The organism is Actinospica acidithermotolerans (assembly GCF_018139625.1).
Taxonomy (GTDB): Bacteria; Actinomycetota; Actinomycetes; order Streptomycetales; family Catenulisporaceae; genus Actinospica; species Actinospica acidithermotolerans.
On sequence record NZ_JAGSOH010000062.1, the window covers coordinates 21,928 to 42,961 of the forward strand.

Below are 21,034 nucleotides of genomic sequence, written 5' to 3' on the forward strand. Positions count from 1 at the left end.
TTCCTTGTTCACACCATCGTTCACGCAGCACGCGACAGTTCAGGTGTTCCCTGTAGTTCGGCTTCCGGGTCTGTTGAGTTTCGCCTCCGTGCCGCTACTATCGGGAGCCAGTCGGCCACTTTCGGGGGTTGGGAAAAACGGTGAGCAGCAACACAGAGAACAGCGTCGCCGGGATGACCGGATGGAAGCCCTCTGGCTCGCCGTCGCCCAACCGCAACGCGGTACCGGTCGGCGCGCCCGGCGGGCCGGTGCGTCCGCCCACGGCCGCCCGGGAGCGCAAGCCCGCGCTGGCCGCGCTCGCGCTGCTGCTGATCGCCGTGGGCGTGCTGGCCTCGGTCTACCTGCAGATGCAGGCGGGCAACCGAGTGGGGGTGATCGAGCTGACGCAGCGGGTGCCGCAGGGCCAGCAGATCACCGCCGGCGAGATCACCGAGGTCATGGTCGCCCAGGACGGCAACGTCAACTACGTGACCTGGGCGCAGCGCGACCTGCTCTCGAAGTACACGACGCAGACCGACCTGGTCTCCGGCACGATCCTGATCGGCCAGATGCTGACCACCGCGCCCGCGGCCGACGGTTCGACCTCGACCATCGCCGTCACGCTGAAAGCCGGGCAGTATCCGCCGACCATCGAGGCCGGCGACACGGTCAACGCGTACTACGTCGGCCCGGCGCAGAGCACGTCGACGTCCACCGGCTCGGGCAGCTCGTCGAGCAGTAACAACGACGTCTCGACCCTGCTGGCCGGCGGTGTGAAGGTCGTTGAGCTGCCGCAGAGCAGCGGGGGCTCGCTCGGCTCGGCGGCCTCCTCCAGCAACGTGTTCGCCGTCACCGTGGACAAATCCGTCGTCAGTGCCCTGCTGACCGCCTCGGCCGAGGGCGACCTGGTCTTCACCAGCGGCGCGGGCAGCTAGGCAACGGATCATGGCACTGATAGCACTCGCGGCCGACAAGGGCTCGCCCGGCGTCACGACGTCGGCGGTGGCATTGGCCGCGGTCTGGCCCCGGCGCGCGCTCTACGCGGAGTGCGATCCGCACGGCGGCGACCTCGTCTACCGCATGGCCGCCGAGCACGGCGGCCCGCTCGACCCGAACCGCGGCCTCGTCTCGCTCGCCGTCGAGGCGCGCCGCGGGTTCGACGCGGCCGTCCTGCCGCGGCACACGCAGCGGCTGCACGGCGGCCTGGAAATCATGGTGGGCCTGGGCAACGCGGACCAGGTACACGGCATGGCCGGGCTGTGGACGCCGCTCGGCCGCGCCTTCGACCGGTACGCCGAACTGCCCTACGGCGCCGACGTCATCGCGGACTGCGGACGCGTCGGCCCCGACTCGCCGACCGTCGAACTGCTCGCGCAATCGGCCCTCGTGCTGTTGATCGCGCGCACCGAGGCGGAGAACATCGCGCACGTCAGAGACCGCGCCAACAGCCTCTCCGCGCGGCTGCACGCGACTCAGGGCACGTCCGTCTCCATCGCCCGGCCGCCGATCGGCATCGTGCTGATCACGCCGCCGGGCAAGGCGCGCCAGGTCGCCAAGCAGGTCGGCGACCTGCTCGCCTCGACCACCGCCGGCGCCGAGGTGCTCGGCGTCATCGCGCAGGACCCGGCGGGCGCCGACGCGCTCAGCGGGCGCTCGCGGGCGCGCGTGGACAAGGCGATGCTGACCCGGTCGGCGCGCGAGCTGGCCGCGAACCTGAGCCACCGCTACGGCCTGAACCGGCCGGCGGACCGGGCCGCCTACGTCTCGCCGATGGCCGAGACCCAGGCCGTGCCGATCGCGCCGAGCGCGGTGCACCCGGCCGGGACCGGCGAGATACCCGTGATGCCGCCGAACCTGACGAGCGTCCCGCATCCGAACCCGTACGTGCAGCAGCCGCAACCCGCGCAGTATCCGCAGCAGCCGCAATCCGCGCAGTATCCGCAGCAGCCGCAATCCGCGCAGTACCCGCAGCAGCCGCAATCCGCGCAGTACCCGCAGCATCCTCATCCGCCGACGGTGAGCGGGGTGGCCTGAGATGGACCACGCACTCGTCAAGCGGCTGAGGCAGGAGGTGGGCGACCGGGTCGCGGAGCAGCGCCGCGTCGACCAGCTCAGCGGCCTGCCGGCGATGACCCCCCAGGACGAGCGGCAGTTCGCCCGCGCCGTGATCGGCCAGGTGCTCTCGGAGCACGCGCACACCGAGATGACCTCGGGCCGGCGCCCGCCGAGCGCCGAAGAGGAGGAGGCGCTGGCCGGCGGCATCCACGCCGCGCTGTTCGGCGTCGGCCGGCTGCAGCCGCTGCTGGACGACCCGGAGATCGAGAACATCGACGTCAACGGCTGCGACCGGGTCTTCGTGCAGTACTCGGACGGCCGCGAGGCGATGGCCGAGCCGATCGCCGAGACCGACGAGGAGATGGTCGAGCTCATCCAGGTGCTCGGCGCCTACTCCGGACTGAGCTCGCGGCCCTTCGACTCGGCGAACCCGCAGCTGGACCTGCGGCTGCCGGACGGCTCGCGGCTGAGCGCCGTGATGGACGTGACCCGGCGCCCGGCCCTCTCGATCCGCCGCGCCCGGATGGGCAAGGTCTTCCTGAGCGACCTGGTCGGCAACGGGACGCTGCTGGCCGAGCTCGGCTCGTTCCTCTCGGCCGCCGTGCTGGCCCGCAAGAACATCATGATCGCGGGCTCGACGAACGCCGGGAAGACGACGCTGCTGCGCGCGCTGGCCAACGAGATCCCGCCGCACGAGCGCCTGGTCACCGTCGAGCGCGCCCTCGAACTCGGCCTCGAGCAGTTCCCCGAGCTGCATCCGAACGTGGTGGCGATGGAGGAGCGGCTGCCGAACTCGGAGGGGCTCGGCGCGATCTCGATGGCCGAGCTCGTCCGCCGCTCGCTGCGGATGAACCCCAGCCGGGTCATCGTCGGCGAGGTCCTCGGCGACGAGATCGTCACCATGCTCAACGCGATGTCGCAGGGCAACGACGGCTCGCTCTCCACGATCCACGCGAACTCCTCGCTCGAGGTGTTCAACCGCATCGGGACGTACGCGCTGCAGGCGCAGGAGCGGCTGCCGGTCGAGGCCAGCCACATGCTGATCGCGGGCGCGGTCAACTTCGTGGTCTTCCTCGAACGGCGCAACGACTACCACCGCGGCGGCACGATGCGCCGCCTGGTGACCTCGGTCCGCGAGGTGAACGGCGTGGACGGCCGGGTGCTGTCCTCCGAGGTGTTCGCGGCGGGGCCGGACGGGCGCGCGATGCCGCGCTCGCCGATCAGCTGCATCGACGAGCTGATCGCGTACGGCTACCAGCCGACGGGGGTGTGGAGGTGATGGCGCGGTGAATCCGCAGGAGCTCTTCCAGGTGCCGACGCTCGAGGCGCTGCTCGCCGGCGTCTGCGGCGGAGGCGGCCTGGCGCTGCTGATCGCGTCGCTGATCGGCTTCAAGCCGAAGGAGCCCTCGCTCCGGCAGGCGCAGGCGGGCGAATGGCTGCGAAAGGCTGGCCAGCGGCTGGCCATCGCGATCCTCGTCGCCGTCGTCGTCGGCCTGATCACCGGCTGGCCGGTGGCCGGCGTCGGCGTGGCGGTCCTCGTGTTCTTCTGGAGCCAGCTGTTCGGCGGCCTCTCGCACGAGCGGCTGGGTATGCAGCGCGTCGAGGCCCTCGCGATGTGGACCGAGTCGCTGCGCGACACGATCGCGGGCGCGGTCGGCCTGGAGCAGGCGATCCCCGCCTCGGCGCGCACCGCCGGCCCGCTGCTGCGGCCGCACCTGGACGCGCTGATGGACCGGCTGCGCGGCCGCATGCCGCTCTCCGAGGCGCTGCACCTGCTCGCGGACGACATCGACGACCCGAGCGCGGACATCATCATCGCCGCGCTGATCCTCAACTCGCGGCTGCGCGGTCCCGGCCTGCGCGAGGTGCTCGGCGCACTCGCCAAGTCGGCCCGCGAGGAGGTCGACATGCGCAACCGCGTGATGGCCCAGCGCGCCGGCATGCGGCGTGCCGTGCAGATCATCGTGGTCGCGGTCACCGTCGTCGTGGTCGGTATGGCGGTGCTCGACCGCAAGTACGTCGCGCCGTACGGCACGCCGGTCGGCCAGCTCGTGCTCGCCCTCGTGATGCTGCTGTTCGCCGGCGGATTCTTCTGGCTGCGCAAGCTCTCCGAGGTCAAGACGCCCGAGCGCTTCCTCATGCGGGTGCGGTGAGGCCGGGATGCTGCTCGAATACGTACTCCTCGGCGCCGTCGTCGGCCTCGGCGTCTACCTGCTGATCCGTGCCCTGATACCGGCCAGGCGCAGCGCGACCGCGACCGTGGCGCAGATCGACGCGCTGCGCGAGCTCGGCCCGTACTCGGCCGAGGCCGGCGGCGGCAGGTCGTCCTTCAAGGAGAACGTCGGCCGCCGGATGGCCGAGTTCTACGTCCGGCAGGGCTGGCAGCAGCGCTCGCTGCGCGCCGACCTCGCGATCCTGGACCGCGGCTGGGAGTCGTTCCTGACCACGAAGATCGGGCTGGCCGCCTACGGCTTCGTCTTCGTGCCGCTGCTCTACGCGATGCTCTGGGTCCTCGGCGCGCACCTGAGCTTCCTGGTGCCGCTCTGGCTCACGCTGATCGTCGCGGCCGGGTTCTTCGTGCTGCCCGACCTCGAGGTGCGGCAGAAGGCGCGGGAGCGGCGCGAGGACTTCCGGCGCGTCGTCTCCGCCTACCTGGACCTGGTCGCCATGAACCTCGCCGGCGGCCGTGGCCTGCCGGAGGCGCTGATGGCGGCCGCGGAGATCAGCGACGGCTGGGCCGTGCGCCGGATCCGCAACACGCTCTCCGACGCCCGCCTGTCCGGCCAGACCCAGTGGGCCGCGCTCGCGTCCCTCGGCCAGGCCGTCGGCGTCGAGGAGCTCGTCGACCTCGGCAGCGCGCTCGCGCTGACCGCCGACGACGGCGCGAAGATCCGCACCTCGCTCGCCTCGCGCGCGGAGACCATGCGCCGCCGCGAGCTGTCCGAGATCGAGGGCAAGGCGGGCCAGAAGTCCCAGTCCATGCTCGTGGCGCAGGTCCTGCTCTGCGCCGGTTTCCTGGTGTTCCTCATCTATCCGGCGATCACCCAGATCGCCGCCATCTGAGCAAGGGGTCTGACGATGTTCGGTTACTCGCCCTTCGCGTCGGCGGTGGACTTCCTCCGGACGACGCTCTCGGCCCGGCTCGCTGCGGCCCGCTCCCGCGACCCGGAGGAGGGCGCCTCCGTCGTGGAGTGGGTGGTCATCACGACGATCGTGGTCGTACTCGCCGTCACCATCGGCGTGATCATCACCAACGCGCTGAACCAGAAGGCCACCACGATCCAGAACTGCATCAACTCGGCCGGCGGCACCAGCGGCTGCGGCAACTAGGCGGCCGCGGACATGAGGCGGCGGCAGCGGGACAAGGAGTCCGGGGCCACGGCGATCGAGTTCGTCGTGTTCACCCCGCTCCTTTTCCTGCTCATGTTCGGTTCGGTGCAGATCGGCCTGGCCCTGTTCGCGCGGCACGTCGCGGTCTCGGCCGCGCAGGAGGGCGCGCGCGAGGCCCGGGAGACGGCCGTGAGCACGACGACGAACTGGCAGACCGCCTCGACGTCCGCGGCGACGAACTGGGTGACGCAGCTGCTCGGCACGATGGTCCAGGGCACGCCGACCGCGCAGCCCCTCGAACCGGTGCCGCTCGGCAACGCGTACCCCGAGGTCGGGGTGAGCGTGCAGTTCGACGTCGTCTCGGTCGTGCCCGGCTGGACGTTCTCGGTGAGTTCGAGCAGCGTCGGCCCGGTCGAGTGCTTCTACCAGACCGACGGGCACTGCAATGGCTACTAGGGCGGCCCGGCTCGGCCGGCGGGTCCTCGAAGGTCGTGAAAGCGGTCCGGGTCGTCCGGGCTGTCCGCGTCGTCAGGGCCGGCAGGACTGTCAGGGCCGTCCGGGTCGCCAGCGCCGGAAGCGGGACGAGGCGGGGATATCGACCGTCGAGGTCGTCATCGGCACGCCGATCCTGTTCCTGTTCGTCGTCACGATGGTCGGGCTCGGGCTCTACGCGCAGAACGTCGGCCAGGTCCAGGACGCGGCGCAGGACGCGGCCCGGATGAGCTCGCTGCAGCGGACGACGAGCGACGCGTACAACTTCGCGTACGACGTCGCCAAGGACGACCTCGGCGGCACGTGCAACGACGGCGCCGGAGGCCTGCCCACCGTCACCGTTCCCACGACGTCGAGCGGCACGGACGGCGTCACGCTGCTCACGATCACGGTCGAGTGCAAGGTGACCGAGCTCGGCATCACCTACACGATCGACGAATCCTCATACGCTCCGGTCGACACGTATCGGGGTGGGCAGCCGTGAATCCCCGTTCTCTGCGACGACGGCTCGGGAAGCGGAAGCGCGACGAGCGCGGCTCGATGACGGTGTTCGTCGTCCTGTGGTCGCTCGTCATCGTCATGGTCGCGGCCCTCGTGATCGACGTCGGACTGGCCATCTCGCAACGCGAACGCGCCGCCGACATCGCGGACCAGGCGGCGCGCGCGGAGGCGCAGAACCTCAGCATCGTCTCGCTGCGGCAGAGCGGCGGCGCGGTGATCCAGGACGACGGCTGCCGGCGGGCCACGGACTACCTCGCGGCCGCCGCGGCCAGCGTGCACTACGGAAGCGCGAGCCTGAACACGGGCTACGGCAACGGGGGGTGTCTGGTGAACGATCCGGGCACGCCGGGCAACTCCGTGACGGTCTCGGTGAACGTCACTTACTCGCCGTTCGTCTTCGATCTGTTTTCGGGGACTGTCACGGTCACCGAAACGGGTACGGCTACGGCAGCGACGGGCAATTAGTCCGAGGGAGGGATGGACGGACCATGAGCGAGATCAGGACCTACCGGCGAACGTTCGCTGACGTGCTCCGGGCGTTCGGCGCGATGCTGGTGCTCGTCGTGCTGCTCGGCGCCGTTCCGTTCGCCCTCGTGCGCTTCATCGGCTGGCCGCTGCCGCATCAGATGCCGACGATGGACCAGCTGCGCAGTCCGCTCAGCGGCGACGTGCTGATCAAGGCGCTCGCGGTCGTCGTCTGGCTGGCGTGGGCCCAGTTCACCGCGTGCGTCATCGTCGAGTTGTCGAACGCGCGGCGCGGAGTGGGAATCCCCGCGAAGGTTCCGGCCGCCGCGCCGAGCCAGTTCCTGGCGCGCCAGCTCGTGGCGGCGCTGCTGATGCTGACCGCCACGGCCGCCTCGTTCGCGCCGGACATCACGCATCTCGCGCAGACCCCGGCCGCGATCCCCAGGCCGCACACGGCGATCTCGCTGCAGCTCGACGCGGCCGGGACGCCGGCCAAGTCCGGCGGCGGGACGGTGGCGACCACCGGCTCCGGCGGCAGGACCACCGGCAACCTGCCGAGCGTGCGCAACGGACATCAGGTGGCGCGCGCGGCGAGCACGTCGCTGACCCAGGTCTCGACGCAGACCGTGGCGGGCACGAAGCTCTACCGCGTTCAGCCGCCGCACGGCCGCAACTACGACTCGCTCTGGGAGATCGCCGAACGGCACCTCGGCGACGGCCGCCGCTACAAGGAGATCTACGAGCTCAACAAGGACCGCATCCAGCCGGACGGCCAGCAGCTGACGGACGCCTCGCTCATCCGGCCCGGCTGGATCCTGGAGATGCCCGCCGACGCGACCGGCGGCGACCTGATCGCCGAGATGCCGGCCGCCGCCGCCTCGACGACCGTGCCCGAAACCTCGTCGAGCAGTTCGGCGAACGGCGCTTCGGCACAGACGCAGAGCTCGCGCACCGACGCCAATGCGCAGACCGTCTCGGCGAACACCGCCGATCAGAGCAAGGGCGGCGGTTCGGTCAACGGCGGTTCGGCGAACGGCGCCTCGGATCAGCAGAAGGGCGTCGCGCAGGAGGCCGGCTTCGTCTTCGGCAGCGCCGCGACCGCGCCGTCCAAGCTGACCCCGGCCAATCCGCAGGGCGTGAAGGTCAGCCAGGAGGCCACCGACATCGCGCAGGCCGTCGCCGCGGCCGCGCGGGCCGCCGCCGCGATGGAGAACGCGCAGCAGAACGGCTCGAGCACGGAGCCCGGTGGCGGGGTGATCACCAGCGCCGGCCTGCCGCGCAACTCGCATCGCGGCTCGACGTCGGCCGACGAGCGGCAGCTCGGCCCGGTCGAGGAGCGCGTGCTCTACGGCATCGCGGGCTCCCCGCTGATGGCCGCGGGCCTGCTGCTCGCGCTCGGCCGGCATCGCCGCCGCCAGCTGTGGAACCGCGTCGGCGGACGTCGCCCGACCACGCCGACCGGGGACGCGGCGGTGGCCGAGGAGTCGATCAGGGTCGGCGCGGGCGAGGTCGAGGTCTGGTTCCTCGACCTGGCGCTGCGCGGCCTGTCCGCCGAACTGCACAAGCGTGGCCGGGTCCTGCCTCGCGCGAGCGCGTTGCGGCTGCGTTCGCAGGGCATCGAGCTGATGCTGACCGAGACCGCGAACACGAAGAGTCCCGAGCAGGCGCCGCTGCCGTGGTTCACCGCGTCGGACGGCCGCTCCTGGAACTTCCCGCGCACGGCCATCGGCCAGATCGACTCGGACGCCGCACACCAGCGCTTCGCGCCGTACCCCGGCCTCGTCACGATCGGCACCGCCGGCGAGGACCGCATCCTCGTCGACCTGGAAGACACCCCCGGAGTGCTCGCCGTGTCCGGGCCGCGCGAGCAGGCGAAGGCGCTGATCTCGGCGATGGCCGTCGAACTGGCGACGAACGCCTGGTCGGACCGGATGTCGATCACCCTCGTTGGATTCCCCGGCGACCTCACGCCGCTCGCCCCGGCGCGGGTGCGGCACGTGAAGGTGCTCGACGAGATCATTCCGGTGCTGGAGGCAGAGGCCGCCGAGCGCACCGAGGCGCTCTCCGGCGCGGGCCTCGACTCCGTGCTCGACTCGCGGATCCGGGCCGGCCAGGCCGGATCCCTCGCGCCGCACTTCGTGCTCGTCGCCGAGGAGCCGCATCCGGCGATACTCAGCAGGCTGATCGAGATCGCGCCGCAGACCACGCGCGTCGGCATGGGCTTCGTCGTGGCGGGCGACGTGCCGGACGCGGCCGGTCGACTCGAGGTCGGCGACGACGGCTCGGTGCGCGAGTCCAATTTCGCCGGACTCGACGTGCGCGCCCAACTGCTCCCGGAGGATCAGTACGCGGCGATCCTCGGCCTGTTCCGGGCCGTCGGCGACGTCGAAGGCGTGCCGCTCAGCGGCGGCGCGGGCGGCGTGGCGCGGGTGGCCGGGGTCGGCTACACGGGTCCGCTGCCGGACGAGCAGCCGTCGGTCTTCGTGCGGGTACTCGGCGAGCTGGAGACGACCGGCACCGGCATCGCGGAGCCGGAGCGCGCCCCGCTGCTCAACGAGGCGCTCGTCTTCCTGCTGCACCACCGCGACGGCGTGCACCCGAGCGTGCTGGCCGCAGCGCTCTGGCCGCGCGGCACGACGGCGGACGTGGCCCGCGCGACGGTGGAGCGGCTCGGCGAGTGGCTGGGCACCGACCCGGACGGGAATCCGAACCTGATCAGGGAGACGGACGGCCGGCTCCGCCTCGGCCCCTGGGTATGGTCGGACTGGGACATGTTCGAGTCCTTGCAGTCCCGCGCGCTCTACGACGCGAGCCTGCAGTCCCCGGTCCCGCTCGACAACCTGCTGAGCGCCGCCCTCGACCTGGTCCGCGGCCGGTTCCTGGCGAACAGGACCAAGGGCCGGTACGGCTGGCTGGCGTACGAGATCGTCGAGGCGCAGATCCCGGCGCAGATCGCCGACACCGCGCTGCGGCTGGCCGACGCCCGCATCGCGAACGGCGCCGCGGAGAAGGCCATCGCGGCCGTCGAGGCGGGCCTGAAGGCGAGCCCGGAGGACGAGGAGCTGTGGCGCGGCCTGCTGCGCGCCGTCTTCGCGACCGGCGACGTGCCGCGGCTGACCCAGACGATCGCCTCACTGCGGGACCGGACGTGGCGCGTCCACGGCATGCGCGAACTGCACCCGCTCACCGAGGCCCTGATCGCCGAGCTGTCCCCGTCGAGCGCCGCGCCCGTCGAGGCCTGAGCGGCCGGTTCGAGGCCCTGATCGCCGAGCTGTCCCGTCGAGCGGGCGTCCGTCGAGGCCTGTGCGGCCGGTTCGCGGCCGTGCCGACGAGCTGTCCCCGTCGAGCGCGGCGCCCGCCAGCGCTTGAGCGGCCGGTTCGCGACCGCGCCGACGAGTCCAGCTAAGTCCAGCCGGGGCGAGATCACGACGCCCGCCAGTGTCTGAGCGGCCGGTTTGCGCCCTTGCCGACTAATCCGGACGATCGAGCGCGGCGCCCGCCGACGCCGGAGCGCCCGGCTTGCACCCTTGCCACCGACTAGCTAGTCAGTCCAGCCGGGGCGAGATCACGACGCCGATCACGCCTGGTCCCGCGTGCGCGCCGATGACCGCTCCGACCTCGCTGATCGTCAGCTCGCCGAGCCCGGGCAGCCGGTGCCGCAGCTGCTCCGCGAGCAGCTCCGCGCGCGGCAGTGAGTTGAGATGGTGCACGGCCACGTCCACCGGCCCGTCGCCCGCCCGCTCCAGGGCGACCTGCTCGATCCGGGCCAGCGCGCGGGCGGCGGTCCTGACCTTCTCCAGCGGCGCGACCTGACCGTCCACCAGATGCAGCAGCGGCTTGACCGCGAGGGCCGATCCGACGAAAGCCTGCGCCTTGCCGATCCGGCCGCCGCGCCGCAGGTACTCCAGCGTGTCGACGTAGAACAGGATCGACGTCATCGTCGAGCGCTTCGCGGCGATGTCCGCGCAGACCAGCGGACCGGCCCCCGCGTTCGCGGCCTCGGCGGCGGCCAGCGCGGCGTAGCCGAGGCCCATCCCCAGGCTGCGCGAGTCGACCACCTCGACCGGCACCTGCGCACTCTTCGCGGCCAGCCGCGCCGCCTCGCCGGTGGCGGAGAGCTGCTCGGACAGGTGGACGGACACGATGCCGCCCGCACCCTGCTCGACGAGCTCCCGATAGCACGCGGCGAACTGCTCGGGGGAGGGGCGCGAGGTGGTCGCGGGCTGCCGTCGGCGCAGCGCGGCCATCAGCGCGGCCTGCGCCTCGTGCGTCCCTTCGGTGTACGACTCGGTGCCGATCACCACCTGGAGCGGCACTACGACGATGCCCGCCGCGTTCGCCCGCTCCGCCGAGAGGCACGCCGTCGAGTCCGTCACCACCACCGTCGGGCCAGTCATAAATCGCACGATAGCCGAAGATCGCTCAGCCGACAGCGGCCTCGCCCCGAAGAGGCTCACCATTTCGGCGCCATGGTGTGATTCATCGCTGGGCCGAATGTGTGCCGAGGTTATCCACACCCGGGGTTTCGTCCACAGATCCGGCCGCCGGGAGAGACGGCCGCCCGGCGCGCCGCCTAGCGTCCGGATCATGAATCAGAACGACAGGCACTGGCGTTGGGCCACGCCGCAGACCGAGGGCGCGGCCGCCGATCCATCTCTGCTGCCACCCGTGGTGACCAGGCGCGATCGCCTCAAGTCCGCGGTCGCCGACCGGCTGCCCGCCACGCTTCGCGGCCGCTGGGGGCTGGACCGCACGACGGGCATCGTGCTGGCCGTCAGTGTTCTGCTCGGCGCGCTGCTGATCGGCGGCTGGGCCGTGCTGCGCGCCAGGCCGCATGAGATGTCCGTAGCCCGCGAACGCCCCCTGGGCGCCGCCCCCGGATCGCCCGACATGGAGACGGGCCCGACACTCCCCGGCGTCCCAGTGGCCACCGACGGCGCCGGTGCCGCCTCCGGCATGCTCCCCGGCTATGGAACCGCGGTCGGTCCAGCATCCACCTCCACTTCCTCCCCCGGGGTGATCGTCGACGTCGAAGGCAAGGTCGCCAAGCCCGGTGTCCGCACGCTGCCGACCGGCTCGCGCGTCCTCGACGCCCTCAACGCCGCCGGCGGCGCGCTTCCCGGCACCGACCTGACCGCGCTCAACCAGGCCCAGGTCCTCGTCGACGGGCAGCAGGTGCTGGTCGGCGTCACCCCGCCGCCGCAGGCCGAGACCGGCGCCCCGTCCGGCCGCGGCAAGAAGTCCCGCGGCCGGGCCGGCGTCGGCGGAGCCCAGCCCGTCCACCTGAACACCGCAGGCGTCGAAGACCTCGAACAGCTCCCCGGCGTCGGTCCGGCGCTCGCCCAGCGCATCGTCGACTTCCGCACCGAGCACGGCCCGTTCCACAGCGTGGACGACCTCCGGCAGGTCAGCGGCTTCGGCGGCCAGCGGTTCGCGAACCTCGCGCCCATGGTCGCGCTGTAGGCGGGGAGCGCGACCATGGGCCGTTCGCATCCCACAGTCCCCGACCTGCGCCTGCTCCCGCCGGTGCTCGCGGGCTGGCTGGCCGTCCGACTCGGCCTGACTCACGCGCCCGCCACGACGCTCGCGCTCTCCGCGGCGGCCGCCGCCGTCTCCGTGCCAATGCTCTGCTTCTCAGGCCGCTGCAAGCCGCTCGTCCCCGTCGGCGCGACGTTCCTCGTCGCCGCCTCGCTCGCGACCTCCGCCGCCCTGCACGTCTACGCGCTCCAGCTCGGCCCCGTCTCCGAACTCGCCGCATCCCGCGCCCGCGTCACCGTGACCGCCGCCGTGACCGGCGACCCCAAGCCGGTCAAAGGCATCATCCTGCTCCCGATCAGCATCGACACGGTCACCGCGCACGGCACCGCCCTGCGCGTCCACTCGCGCGCCACCGTCCTGGCCCGCTCCGACAGGTCCGCCGCCTCCTCCGCGGGTGCTTCCGCCGCATCCGGCCTGTCCGGTGCATCCGGTACGTCCTCCGCGTCTGGTGTGTCCTCCGCATCCCGTGCATCCGATGCGTCCAGCGCGTGGTCGGCACTTTTGCCCTCCATGCACGTCGAGCTCACCGGCCGTCTCCTCCCGCCGAAGGACCCCGCCGACGGCGACGCCGCCACCCTGACGGTCAATCAGCCGCCCCGGGTCATCGGCGGTCCGAGCGTCATCCAGAGCATCGCCGGCGCCCTGCGCTCCGACCTCCGCCGCGCCGTCGCCGGGCTGCCGACCGAGCCCGCCGCCGTCCTGCCCGCCCTCACGCTCGGCGACACCAGCGCCGTTCCGGCCGACACGACCGCCGACCTGAAGACCGCCGGCCTCAGCTACCTCGTCGTGGTCTCGGGTGAAAACCTGGTCTTCCTCTCAGCCGCCATCCTCCCGCTAGCCCGCTACGCCGGGCTGCGCGCCCACGCGCTCCCGGTCTTCGCCGCGCTCCTCGCCCTCGGCTTCACCGCCCTCGCCCGACCCGGGCCGCCGATGGTCCGCGCGACCGTGACCGCGCTGCTCGCGAGCGTCGCCCTCTCGACCGGCCGCCGATTCCGCGGCCTGACCGCGACCGCGGGAGCCGCCCTCATCCTGATGCTGATCGATCCGTGGCTCGCTCACCAATACGGCTTCGTCCTGTCCGTGGCCGCGACCGCCGGACTGCTGATCAGCGCCCCCGGCTGGCGGGACAAGCTGATCGTCGTCCACCGCGTGCCGAGTTGGATCGCCACGACCGCCGCGTACACCGCGGCCGCAGAGCTCTACTGTGAACCGCTGCTCGTGACCTTCACCGGCTCGCTCCCGCTGTACTCAGTGATCTCGAACGTGCTCGCCGTCCCGGCCGCGCCGCCCGCCACCGTGCTCGGCATCGCAGCGATGGCCGGCTACGCGATCTGGCCTCCCGCAGGTCACGCCGCCGCCTGGTTCGCCCAGTGGCCGACGCGCTGGATCTGCCTGGTCGCGCACGGCGTCGCGCAGGTCCCCGGCGCCAAAGTCCCGTGGCCGAACGGCCTGGTCGGCATGTCCGCGCTGCTCGGCGCCTACGTCATCGGCCGCAGGCTCACCCGCTCGCTGCACCGCATCCACGACCGCCGGAGCCCCGTATGACCAACAGTCCGTCCAACGGCCCGTCCAACGGCCCGTCTAGCCGCCCGATCAGCCGCCCGGCCAAGCACCTGACAGAACACCTGACGAGGCGCCGCGTGATCATCCTCGTCTGCCTGCTCCTCGTAACCGCCTCCGCGATCCCGCTGATCCGCCAGCTCACCGGGCCGCCCGCCACCTCGTCGTCGCCGTGGACCCTGGCCGTCTGCGACATCGGCCAGGGCGACGGCATGTTCCTCAATCTCTCCCCGCACACCGCCATCGCCGTCGACACCGGCCCCGACCCGGCCAAGGAGGACACATGTGCCCGGCGACTCGATATCACCGACGTTCCCCTCGCGATCCTCACCCACTTCCATGCCGACCACGTCGACGGACTATCCGGCCTGCTCCAAGGCCGCAGGGTCGGCCAAATCGAGACGACGACCGTCGATGACCCGCCCGCCGGAGCCGCCCAGGTCAACCGCCTCGCCGCGGCCGCCGGAATCCCCGTCGTCCGGGTGCGTCCGGACGAGCAGCGCGCCCTCGGCGACCTGACCTGGCGCGTCCTGTGGCCGCAGGCCGAGCATCCGCTCCAGGCCTCCGCCGCAATGGGCGACGGCGGCGGCAGCATGGCCGAGGACGGTCCCGCCGAGAACTCCGGCCCCAACGACGACTCCATCGTCATGGCCGTCACCGTGAACGTGCGCGGCGCGCCTTTCCACATCCTGTTGACAGGCGACATCGAAACGCCGGTCCAGCAGTCCCTGCTGCAGGACCGCAGGCAGTACCTCAAAGCCGACGTACTCAAGGTTCCGCACCACGGCAGCGCGAAGCAGGACCCGGATTTCCTCGCCGCCGTCGCGCCGAGCCTCAGCGTCATCTCCGTCGGCCAGGGCAACCCGTACGGCCACCCCAATCCCAAGACCGTCTATCTCGCCGGCGCCGACGGCGCCCGCGTCTACCGAACCGACCTCGACGGCATGGTCCTGATCAGCGCCCCAGCGACGCCCGACGCGGCCATCCCGGTGCAGGCCGACCGCGGCGATGGCACCGTGCCCACCGCCCCGCCGAGCTCCGGCGCGACGTCACGCGGACATCACGGCGGCGGCCGCAGCCGACGTCATCGGTACTCCAGCCTTCCCTCTTTGATGAGCGCCCGCTTCAGCGCGCGCCGGGCCACCTATAGTTTCGCCGACCCCGCGTGACTCTCCATCACCTGTCCCGCCAACGAAAAGGCCGCGTCAGCCGCCCGCGTGTCGGATCGTGGACTTAGGATCGGACCATGAAGCAGCCACCCGTCGCGAAAATCCAGCCGCACGAGCGCGTCCAGCACGGCGACCACGTCCAGGACCCGTACTACTGGTTCCTCGACAAGGACGACAAGGACGTCACGGCGTACCTCGAGGCCGAGAACGCGTTCACCGCCGCGGCCACGGAGGGCCAGGCCGCGCTCCGCGAGCGGATCTTCCAGGAGATCAAGGGGCGCACCAAGGAGACGGACCTGTCGGTGCCCACCCGCAAGGGCGACTGGTGGCACTACGCGCGCACCGAGGAGGGCAAGCAGTACCCGATCCACTGCCGCCTCGCCGCGACCGGCCCGAACCCGCCAGAACTGCCGGAGGACGGCTCCGCGCTGCCCGGCGAGCAGGTCCTGCTGGACGGCAACGTGCTCGCCGAGGGCCACGACTTCTTCTCTCTCGGCGCCTTCGACCTCTCCCCGGACGACCGGCTGCTCGCCTACTCCACCGACTTCGACGGCGACGAGCGGTACACCATGCGCTTCCGGGACCTGGAGAGCGGCCAGGACCTGGCCGACGAGATCCCGAACACGCACTACTCCACCGCGTGGTCCGCCGACAACTCGGTGATCTTCTACACGACGGTGGACGACGCTTGGCGCCCCTACCGCGTGCACCGGCACGCGATCGGCACCCCCGCCGAGCAGGATGTGCTGGTCTACGAGGAGCCGGACGAGCGCTTCTGGCTCGGCGTCGGCCTCAGCCGCAGCGAGAAGTACCTGGAGATCTCCCTCGGCTCGAAGATCACCAGCGAGTCCAGGCTGCTGCGCGCCGACGACCCGACCGGCGAGTTCCGCCCGGTCAAGGAGCGGCAGACCGGCGTCGAGTACGCCGTCGACCACTGGGCACACCCGACCGACCCGGCCAAGGACGTGCTGCTCGTCGTCCACAACGCCGACGGCAAAGAGAACTTCGAGCTCGCCACGGCCCCGATCGCCGACCCTGGCACCTGGACCCCGCTGCTCGCGCACGACCCCGCGGTCCGCATCCTCGAGGCCGAGGCCTTCGCCGACCACTTCGTGCTCGAATACCGCAAGGACGGCCTGACCGGCGTGGCGGTCCACAAGATCGTGGACGGCGTACCCAGCGCGACAGGCACGCCGATCACCTTCGATGAGCCGATCTACAGCGTCGGTACCGGCAGCAACCCCGAGTACACCACCGACCGCGTGCGCATCGGCTACGGCTCGATGGTCACCCCGTCCTCGGTGTACGACTACGACATCGCCACCGGCAGCCTCGAACTGCTCAAGCGCCAGCCCGTCCTCGGCGACTTCGACCCCGAGCAGTACGTGCAGCGCCGCGTCTGGGCCACCGCCGATGACGGCACCCGTGTCCCCATCTCCGTGGTCCACCGCAAGAACGTGCAGCCCGACGGCACGGCCCCGTGCCTCCTCTATGGCTACGGCTCCTATGAAGCATCCATGGACCCGTACTTCTCGGTCGCAAGGCTCAGCCTCCTCGACCGCGGCTTCGTCTTCGCCATCGCGCACGTCCGCGGCGGCGGCGAGATGGGCCGGTACTGGTACGAGCAGGGCAAGCTGCTGCACAAGAAGAACACCTTCACCGACTTCGTGGCCTGCGGCCGCGCGATGATCGCCGAGGGCTGGTCCGCCTCCGACCGCATCATCGCCCGCGGCGGCTCCGCCGGCGGCCTGCTCATGGGCGCCATCGCCAACCTCGCCCCCGACCTGTGGGCCGGCGTCCTCGCCGAGGTCCCCTTCGTGGACGCGCTGAACACCATCCTCGACCCGAGCCTGCCGCTCACCGTCATGGAGTGGGACGAGTGGGGCAACCCGCTCGAGTCCGCCGAGGTGTATCAGTACATGAAGGAGTACAGCCCCTACGAGAACGTCGCCGCGGTGACCTACCCCCCGATCCTCGCGCGCACCAGCGTCAACGACACGCGGGTCGGCTACCACGAGCCCGCCAAGTGGATCGCCCGCCTGCGCGCCACCGCCCTCAACGGCCAGAGCAGCGACATCCTGCTCAAGACCGAGATCGAGTCGGCCGGCCACGGCGGCAAGTCCGGCCGCTACGACGCGTGGCACGAGGAAGCCTTCGCCCTGGCCTGGATCTGCGCGGCAGCCAAGGTCGCCGAAGCCGAGAGCAGCGCCCCCGCCGCCAAGGCCACCAAGCCCGAAGTAGAGGTCGAGGGCGCGGCAGAGGTCGGGGGCGCGGCTGCCGGGGGCGAGGCCGAGGCCGCCGAGGCATCGCAGTGACGGACGTCCCACCCCTCACCTTGGTCACCGGCCCGGAGGAGCTGCTAGCCGACCGGGCCGTGGCCGAGGTGGTGGCCGCCGCCAAGAAGCAGGACCCGGCCGTCGAGATCTGCGACGTCATTCCCGGCCAGCTCTCGGCAGGCGGCTTCGCCGAGCTCGTCTCCCCGTCCCTGTTCGGCGAGGCGAAGGTGGTCATCGTCCGCGGCGTCCAAGACCTGACAGCGGAGCAGACCACCGAGGTAACCCGCTACCTAGCCGACCCGGCCGACACGACAGTCCTCGTCCTCGTCCACGCCGGCGGCGTAAAAGGCAAGGCCTTCCTAGACGCCGTCAAGAAGCGCAAGCCCAACCTCGTCGACTGCCCCAAACTCAGCAAGCCCGGCGACCGCATCGGCTTCATCAAGTCCGAGGTCAGGCGCGCCAAGCGCGCCATCACCGACGACGCCGCCAGAGCCCTCTCCGACGCCGTAGGCTCCGACCTCCGCGAACTAGCCGCCGCCGTCAGCCAACTGGTCGACGACACCGAAGGCACCGTAGACGAGACCACCGTCGCCAAGTACTACCAGGGCAGAGCCGAAGTCTCCGGTTTCACCATCGCCGACCTGGCCATCGAAGGCAGGCGCTTCGAGGCCCTGGAACAGCTCCGCTTCGCCCTGGACACCGGCGTAGCACCCGTCCTCATCGTCAGCGCCCTGGCCACCGGCCTACGCCGCCTAGGCAAGGTAGCCGCCTCCGGCGGCGGCACCGCCAAGGACCTCGGCCTACCCCCCTGGCAACTGGACAAGCTCCGCAAGCAATCCCGCTCCTGGTCCCCACCCCGCCTAGCCGCTGCCCTTCGCGCCGTCGCCGACGCCGACGCCGCCGTCAAGGGCGCCGCCGCCGACCCCTACTACGCCCTGGAGAAGCTGGTCCTCTCGCTCTAATAACGCGCTCTAAGAAGCCGTCGCTGCGGTCCGTAGCGCTGGCCCTCGTGAGATCACAGCCGCCCGCCCCGCCCGGCGGTTAGCGTGCCCCCGAATCGTCGGCGTCCTGCGTGCACCTATGCGGCGGCTACAAACTGCGCGTAGCGATCTTCCAGTGCTTCGGGATGCGGTCGATCCACTCGAGCGCTGGGGACCCTCAGCGTTACGCCGGCCATCTCCTGGAGCCCGTGCAGAAGCATCGGGCCGTCCTTCTCGTGAAGGATGTCTCTGCGAATCTCGACTACCAGATCGGGGCGGATGCCGAGGATGTTGGCGTCGTACGCGGCATGATGAATCTTGCACAGAGCCAGACCATTGGACACTTGGGGAATGCCGCCTTGTGCATCGGCGGTGATGTGCGCGGCGTCGAGCAGTTCAGAGTGGCGCAGGTGGCAGATAGCGCAACTTGTCCGGTATGCCTCGAGAACTCGTGCCCGGAACACTGGTTGGTGAAGACGCTGCCTGGTCATGCGATCTGCGTATGCGCGTTCGGGCGCGCTTCTTGGAGGGGCGTGGAACGTCGTCGGCTCGCCCGATGATCCCTGTTCCAGACTCACGACAAACTGGTGCTGCTCAGGCTCCTCGGCGACCAGGATCACCGGATAGATCGCGTGGAAGACTCCGGGGGCGGCGCCCACAAACCAGATCAGCGGCAGGCCACGCGCACAAACTTCGCGAAGCGCGCGATTGTCGGAGTGGTTGGGGTCCTCGCCTCGCCACTTATAGCGCATCATTCCGTCTTCACCGGGCACGTCGTTGTACGGCGCTGAGCGACCGGGTCGCGTGAAAGTGGTGAGAATCGACAGCGCTGCGCTCAGTTGCCGTGGCTTTCGAATACCCTGTTGAGGATCAATGAGGGGAAGGCGCTCGCCGTCGAACATGAAGTTCGACAATTCGGTGCGCGTGACGGAGGCGGCCCCATTGCTGGTCTTGTCGTCGAGCCAGGCCATCGCCTCGGCGCGCAGACGGCGGTCGATTTCGTCCTCAAGCGCACTACGCATAGTACATCAATACACGATGTCGCCGGCGCGCCGCTAGGGCGTCCCTTGCTGCTAGCCGTAAACAAGAGGCTTAGTAACGGCAGCAGGGCCCCGCGTCACGTTTCGGTGATGTGGGACCCTGCTTGCGCGGTGAGCGCGGAGAAGATCAGGCGTTCAGGGTGTTGACGGCCTTGGCCAGGGCGGACTTCTTGTTGGCGGCCTGGTTGGCGTGGATGACGCCCTTCGAGACGGCCTTGTCCAGCTTGCGGGAGGCGTAGGCGGCGGCCTCCTGGGCCTTGGCGGCGTCGCCGGCGGCGATGGCCTCGCGGGTGCGGCGGATGGCCGTCTTCAGCTCCGACTTGTAGGCCTTGTTGCGCAGGCGGGCCTTCTCGTTGGTCTTGATGCGCTTGATCTGCGACTTGATGTTCGCCATGTAGGAAACAGCCTCTTCTAGGTCATATCTTCGTGGTTAGCGCGGCGAGTCTGGCCCTGGGGCCGACCGTGCGGTGTCTTGGTCACCACTGCTGAGTTCAGGCTGGCAACACCGCACTACGAGGCCACGCGATCGACCAGTCTACCAGCGGGGGAGGGCGGTCCTGACCGCCTCGCCCCCCGACCGCCCTGCTGGCTGCGTCGTCCTCACCGCGTCGTTCCCGACCGCCTCGCTGGCCGCCTCGCCCTCACCGCCTCGCCCCTGACCGTCCCCCTGCCATGCTGACCGCCTCGCCCCGGGGGCTTAGAGCTCTACGCGGTGGAGGCCGGCGATGGGGAAGCGGCTGGGCTCGTGGCTGAGCAGGATGATCTGGGTTCGGTCGGCTACCTGGCCGAGGATCACGGCGATGTCGCCGAGGCGGTCGCGGTCGGAGTGGCCTAGGACGTCGTCCAGGATCAGCGGGACGGAGCCTACGAGGTCGGCGCAGGCGATGCGGGCCAGCAGGCTCAGTTGCTCGCGGGCACCTGCGGAGAGGGAGTCGAAGGGGACGGTCACTCCGGCGACTGTCTTGGAGAGGATCGTCAGGTCGGGGCCGATCTCCACGTGCACGCCGGGGCTGAACAGGCGCTGGGCGTAGCGTTCCACGCGCTGGCGGAACGGGGTGGTGTGGCGGTCGCGGGCCGCGTCGCGGTGGGCGGTGAGGGTCTCGAACAGCAGCTTTGCGGCCTGGGCGCGGCGCTCCAGGGCGTCGTACGCCCGTTGGGCGCGCTTCTGCTCGGTCTCGGCCAGGGCCACCTGCTCCTCGGGGGCGGAGCGGCCGTGGCGGGTGAGGCGGTCGGCCAGCACTTCGAGGTTCGTGCGGCGGTCGTTCTGCGCGCGTTCCAGGTCGGGGAGCAGGCGACGCTGGTTGTTGAGCTGGGCGGTCAGGTGCTGCGGGTCCAGCCGGGCCACGCGCTCGGCGGCGGCGTCGCGTTCGGCGCGGGCGCGGTCCAGCTCGGAGGCCAGGAGCGGGGTGCCCAGGTCGCTCAGGCGCTTGCGGGCGAGTTCCAGCTCGTCGGACGCGTCCTGCACGGCGCGGGCCGCGGCGCTCAGCGAGGCGCGGAGTGTGCTGACGCGGGTTGCGAGCCGGCCGGCGTCCTTGTCGGCGGCGAGGAGGCGGTCTTCGGCGACTTCGAGGGCGGCGCGGGCGGACTGGTCGGCGGCCAGTGCGCGTGTCAGTGCGGCGGTGACGTCGGCTGTGGGCTCGGAGTCAGCG

The 21,034-nt window shown here is 71.1% G+C and carries 19 protein-coding genes; 15 read left to right on the plus strand and 4 right to left on the minus strand.

Going from position 1 to position 21,034, the window contains the following annotated elements; translation table 11 throughout:
• Positions 1–140: 140 nt before the first annotated feature.
• The 10 genes from KDK95_RS20320 to KDK95_RS20365 are packed head-to-tail and all read left to right on the plus strand — an operon-like array spanning position 141 to position 10,064.
• Positions 141–914, plus strand: coding sequence for a hypothetical protein (locus KDK95_RS20320; protein ID WP_212519802.1), 774 nt, complete (start codon positions 141–143; stop codon positions 912–914).
• A 10-nt stretch (positions 915–924) separates the two neighbouring features.
• The gene (locus tag KDK95_RS20325) at positions 925–2,013 is read left to right on the plus strand and encodes a hypothetical protein (protein ID WP_212519803.1); all 1,089 of its coding nucleotides are present in this window, start codon (positions 925–927) and stop codon (positions 2,011–2,013) included.
• Position 2,014: 1 nt separating this feature from the next.
• Complete coding sequence (locus KDK95_RS20330; RefSeq protein ID WP_212519804.1) at positions 2,015–3,313, plus strand: TadA family conjugal transfer-associated ATPase; 1,299 nt, start codon at positions 2,015–2,017, stop codon at positions 3,311–3,313.
• Positions 3,314–3,320: 7 nt separating this feature from the next.
• Positions 3,321–4,187, plus strand: coding sequence for a type II secretion system F family protein (locus tag KDK95_RS20335; RefSeq protein ID WP_307844500.1), 867 nt, complete (start codon positions 3,321–3,323; stop codon positions 4,185–4,187).
• A gap of 7 nt (positions 4,188–4,194) precedes the next feature.
• The gene (locus KDK95_RS20340; protein ID WP_249161593.1) at positions 4,195–5,097 is read left to right on the plus strand and encodes a type II secretion system F family protein; all 903 of its coding nucleotides are present in this window, start codon (positions 4,195–4,197) and stop codon (positions 5,095–5,097) included.
• 15 nt (positions 5,098–5,112) lie between these two features.
• The gene (locus KDK95_RS20345) at positions 5,113–5,364 is read left to right on the plus strand and encodes a hypothetical protein (RefSeq protein ID WP_212519805.1); all 252 of its coding nucleotides are present in this window, start codon (positions 5,113–5,115) and stop codon (positions 5,362–5,364) included.
• Positions 5,365–5,376: 12 nt separating this feature from the next.
• Positions 5,377–5,820, plus strand: a complete 444-nt coding sequence (locus KDK95_RS20350; RefSeq protein ID WP_212519806.1) for a TadE/TadG family type IV pilus assembly protein — start codon at positions 5,377–5,379, stop codon at positions 5,818–5,820.
• Entirely contained in the window at positions 5,810–6,340 is a 531-nt protein-coding gene (locus KDK95_RS20355; RefSeq protein WP_212519807.1) for a TadE/TadG family type IV pilus assembly protein, read from the plus strand. Before KDK95_RS20350 ends, KDK95_RS20355 begins: the two co-directional genes overlap by 11 nt.
• Positions 6,337–6,822, plus strand: coding sequence for a TadE/TadG family type IV pilus assembly protein (locus KDK95_RS20360; protein WP_212519808.1), 486 nt, complete (start codon positions 6,337–6,339; stop codon positions 6,820–6,822). Before KDK95_RS20355 ends, KDK95_RS20360 begins: the two co-directional genes overlap by 4 nt.
• A gap of 23 nt (positions 6,823–6,845) precedes the next feature.
• Positions 6,846–10,064, plus strand: a complete 3,219-nt coding sequence (locus KDK95_RS20365) for an AfsR/SARP family transcriptional regulator (RefSeq protein WP_212519809.1) — start codon at positions 6,846–6,848, stop codon at positions 10,062–10,064.
• A 303-nt stretch (positions 10,065–10,367) separates the two neighbouring features.
• On the opposite strand, the gene KDK95_RS20370 is transcribed toward KDK95_RS20365, so the two are convergent.
• The gene (locus KDK95_RS20370; protein WP_212519810.1) at positions 10,368–11,219 is read right to left on the minus strand and encodes a DegV family protein; all 852 of its coding nucleotides are present in this window, start codon (positions 11,217–11,219) and stop codon (positions 10,368–10,370) included.
• Positions 11,220–11,409: 190 nt separating this feature from the next.
• On the opposite strand from KDK95_RS20370, the gene KDK95_RS20375 reads away from it, so the two are divergent.
• The 5 genes from KDK95_RS20375 to holA all read left to right on the plus strand — a co-directional run bounded on the left by KDK95_RS20375 (position 11,410) and on the right by holA (position 18,327).
• Positions 11,410–12,285: a ComEA family DNA-binding protein gene (locus tag KDK95_RS20375; protein WP_212519811.1), complete on the plus strand. Its 876-nt coding sequence runs from the start codon at positions 11,410–11,412 to the stop codon at positions 12,283–12,285.
• Positions 12,286–12,300: 15 nt separating this feature from the next.
• Positions 12,301–13,905 carry a ComEC/Rec2 family competence protein gene (locus KDK95_RS20380; protein ID WP_212519812.1) on the plus strand — a complete coding sequence of 535 codons (1,605 nt, stop codon included), beginning with the start codon at positions 12,301–12,303 and terminating at the stop codon, positions 13,903–13,905.
• Entirely contained in the window at positions 13,902–15,089 is a 1,188-nt protein-coding gene (locus KDK95_RS20385; RefSeq protein ID WP_212519813.1) for a ComEC/Rec2 family competence protein, read from the plus strand. The genes KDK95_RS20380 and KDK95_RS20385 overlap by 4 nt, the downstream gene beginning before the upstream one ends.
• 77 nt (positions 15,090–15,166) lie before the next feature.
• Positions 15,167–17,404, plus strand: coding sequence for a S9 family peptidase (locus tag KDK95_RS20390; RefSeq protein WP_212519814.1), 2,238 nt, complete (start codon positions 15,167–15,169; stop codon positions 17,402–17,404).
• Positions 17,401–18,327 carry a DNA polymerase III subunit delta gene (gene holA, locus KDK95_RS20395; RefSeq protein ID WP_307844502.1) on the plus strand — a complete coding sequence of 309 codons (927 nt, stop codon included), beginning with the start codon at positions 17,401–17,403 and terminating at the stop codon, positions 18,325–18,327. The genes KDK95_RS20390 and holA overlap by 4 nt, the downstream gene beginning before the upstream one ends.
• Before the next feature lie 116 nt (positions 18,328–18,443).
• On the opposite strand, the gene KDK95_RS20400 is transcribed toward holA, so the two are convergent.
• The 3 genes from KDK95_RS20400 to KDK95_RS20410 all read right to left on the minus strand — a co-directional run.
• Entirely contained in the window at positions 18,444–19,367 is a 924-nt protein-coding gene (locus tag KDK95_RS20400) for an HNH endonuclease (RefSeq protein WP_212519815.1), read from the minus strand.
• A gap of 145 nt (positions 19,368–19,512) precedes the next feature.
• Positions 19,513–19,779, minus strand: coding sequence for a 30S ribosomal protein S20 (rpsT, locus tag KDK95_RS20405; protein ID WP_212519816.1), 267 nt, complete (start codon positions 19,777–19,779; stop codon positions 19,513–19,515).
• 303 nt (positions 19,780–20,082) lie between these two features.
• On the minus strand, positions 20,083–21,034 hold a 952-nt coding region (locus tag KDK95_RS20410), incomplete at its 5' end, for an ATP-binding protein (protein ID WP_212519817.1).

Coding starts and splice junctions, on each gene's coding strand:
- KDK95_RS20385 (WP_212519813.1), top strand. CDS start 13,902: ATGACCAACAGTCCGTCCAACGGCCCGTCCAACGGCCCGTCTAGCCGC.
- KDK95_RS20400 (WP_212519815.1), bottom strand. CDS start 19,367: ATGCGTAGTGCGCTTGAGGACGAAATCGACCGCCGTCTGCGCGCCGAG.
- KDK95_RS20330 (WP_212519804.1), top strand. CDS start 2,015: ATGGACCACGCACTCGTCAAGCGGCTGAGGCAGGAGGTGGGCGACCGG.
- KDK95_RS20340 (WP_249161593.1), top strand. CDS start 4,195: ATGCTGCTCGAATACGTACTCCTCGGCGCCGTCGTCGGCCTCGGCGTC.
- KDK95_RS20375 (WP_212519811.1), top strand. CDS start 11,410: ATGAATCAGAACGACAGGCACTGGCGTTGGGCCACGCCGCAGACCGAG.
- KDK95_RS20350 (WP_212519806.1), top strand. CDS start 5,377: ATGAGGCGGCGGCAGCGGGACAAGGAGTCCGGGGCCACGGCGATCGAG.
- KDK95_RS20370 (WP_212519810.1), bottom strand. CDS start 11,219: ATGACTGGCCCGACGGTGGTGGTGACGGACTCGACGGCGTGCCTCTCG.
- KDK95_RS20345 (WP_212519805.1), top strand. CDS start 5,113: ATGTTCGGTTACTCGCCCTTCGCGTCGGCGGTGGACTTCCTCCGGACG.
- KDK95_RS20380 (WP_212519812.1), top strand. CDS start 12,301: ATGGGCCGTTCGCATCCCACAGTCCCCGACCTGCGCCTGCTCCCGCCG.
- rpsT (WP_212519816.1), bottom strand. CDS start 19,779: ATGGCGAACATCAAGTCGCAGATCAAGCGCATCAAGACCAACGAGAAG.
- KDK95_RS20390 (WP_212519814.1), top strand. CDS start 15,167: ATGAAGCAGCCACCCGTCGCGAAAATCCAGCCGCACGAGCGCGTCCAG.
- KDK95_RS20355 (WP_212519807.1), top strand. CDS start 5,810: ATGGCTACTAGGGCGGCCCGGCTCGGCCGGCGGGTCCTCGAAGGTCGT.
- KDK95_RS20365 (WP_212519809.1), top strand. CDS start 6,846: ATGAGCGAGATCAGGACCTACCGGCGAACGTTCGCTGACGTGCTCCGG.
- KDK95_RS20325 (WP_212519803.1), top strand. CDS start 925: ATGGCACTGATAGCACTCGCGGCCGACAAGGGCTCGCCCGGCGTCACG.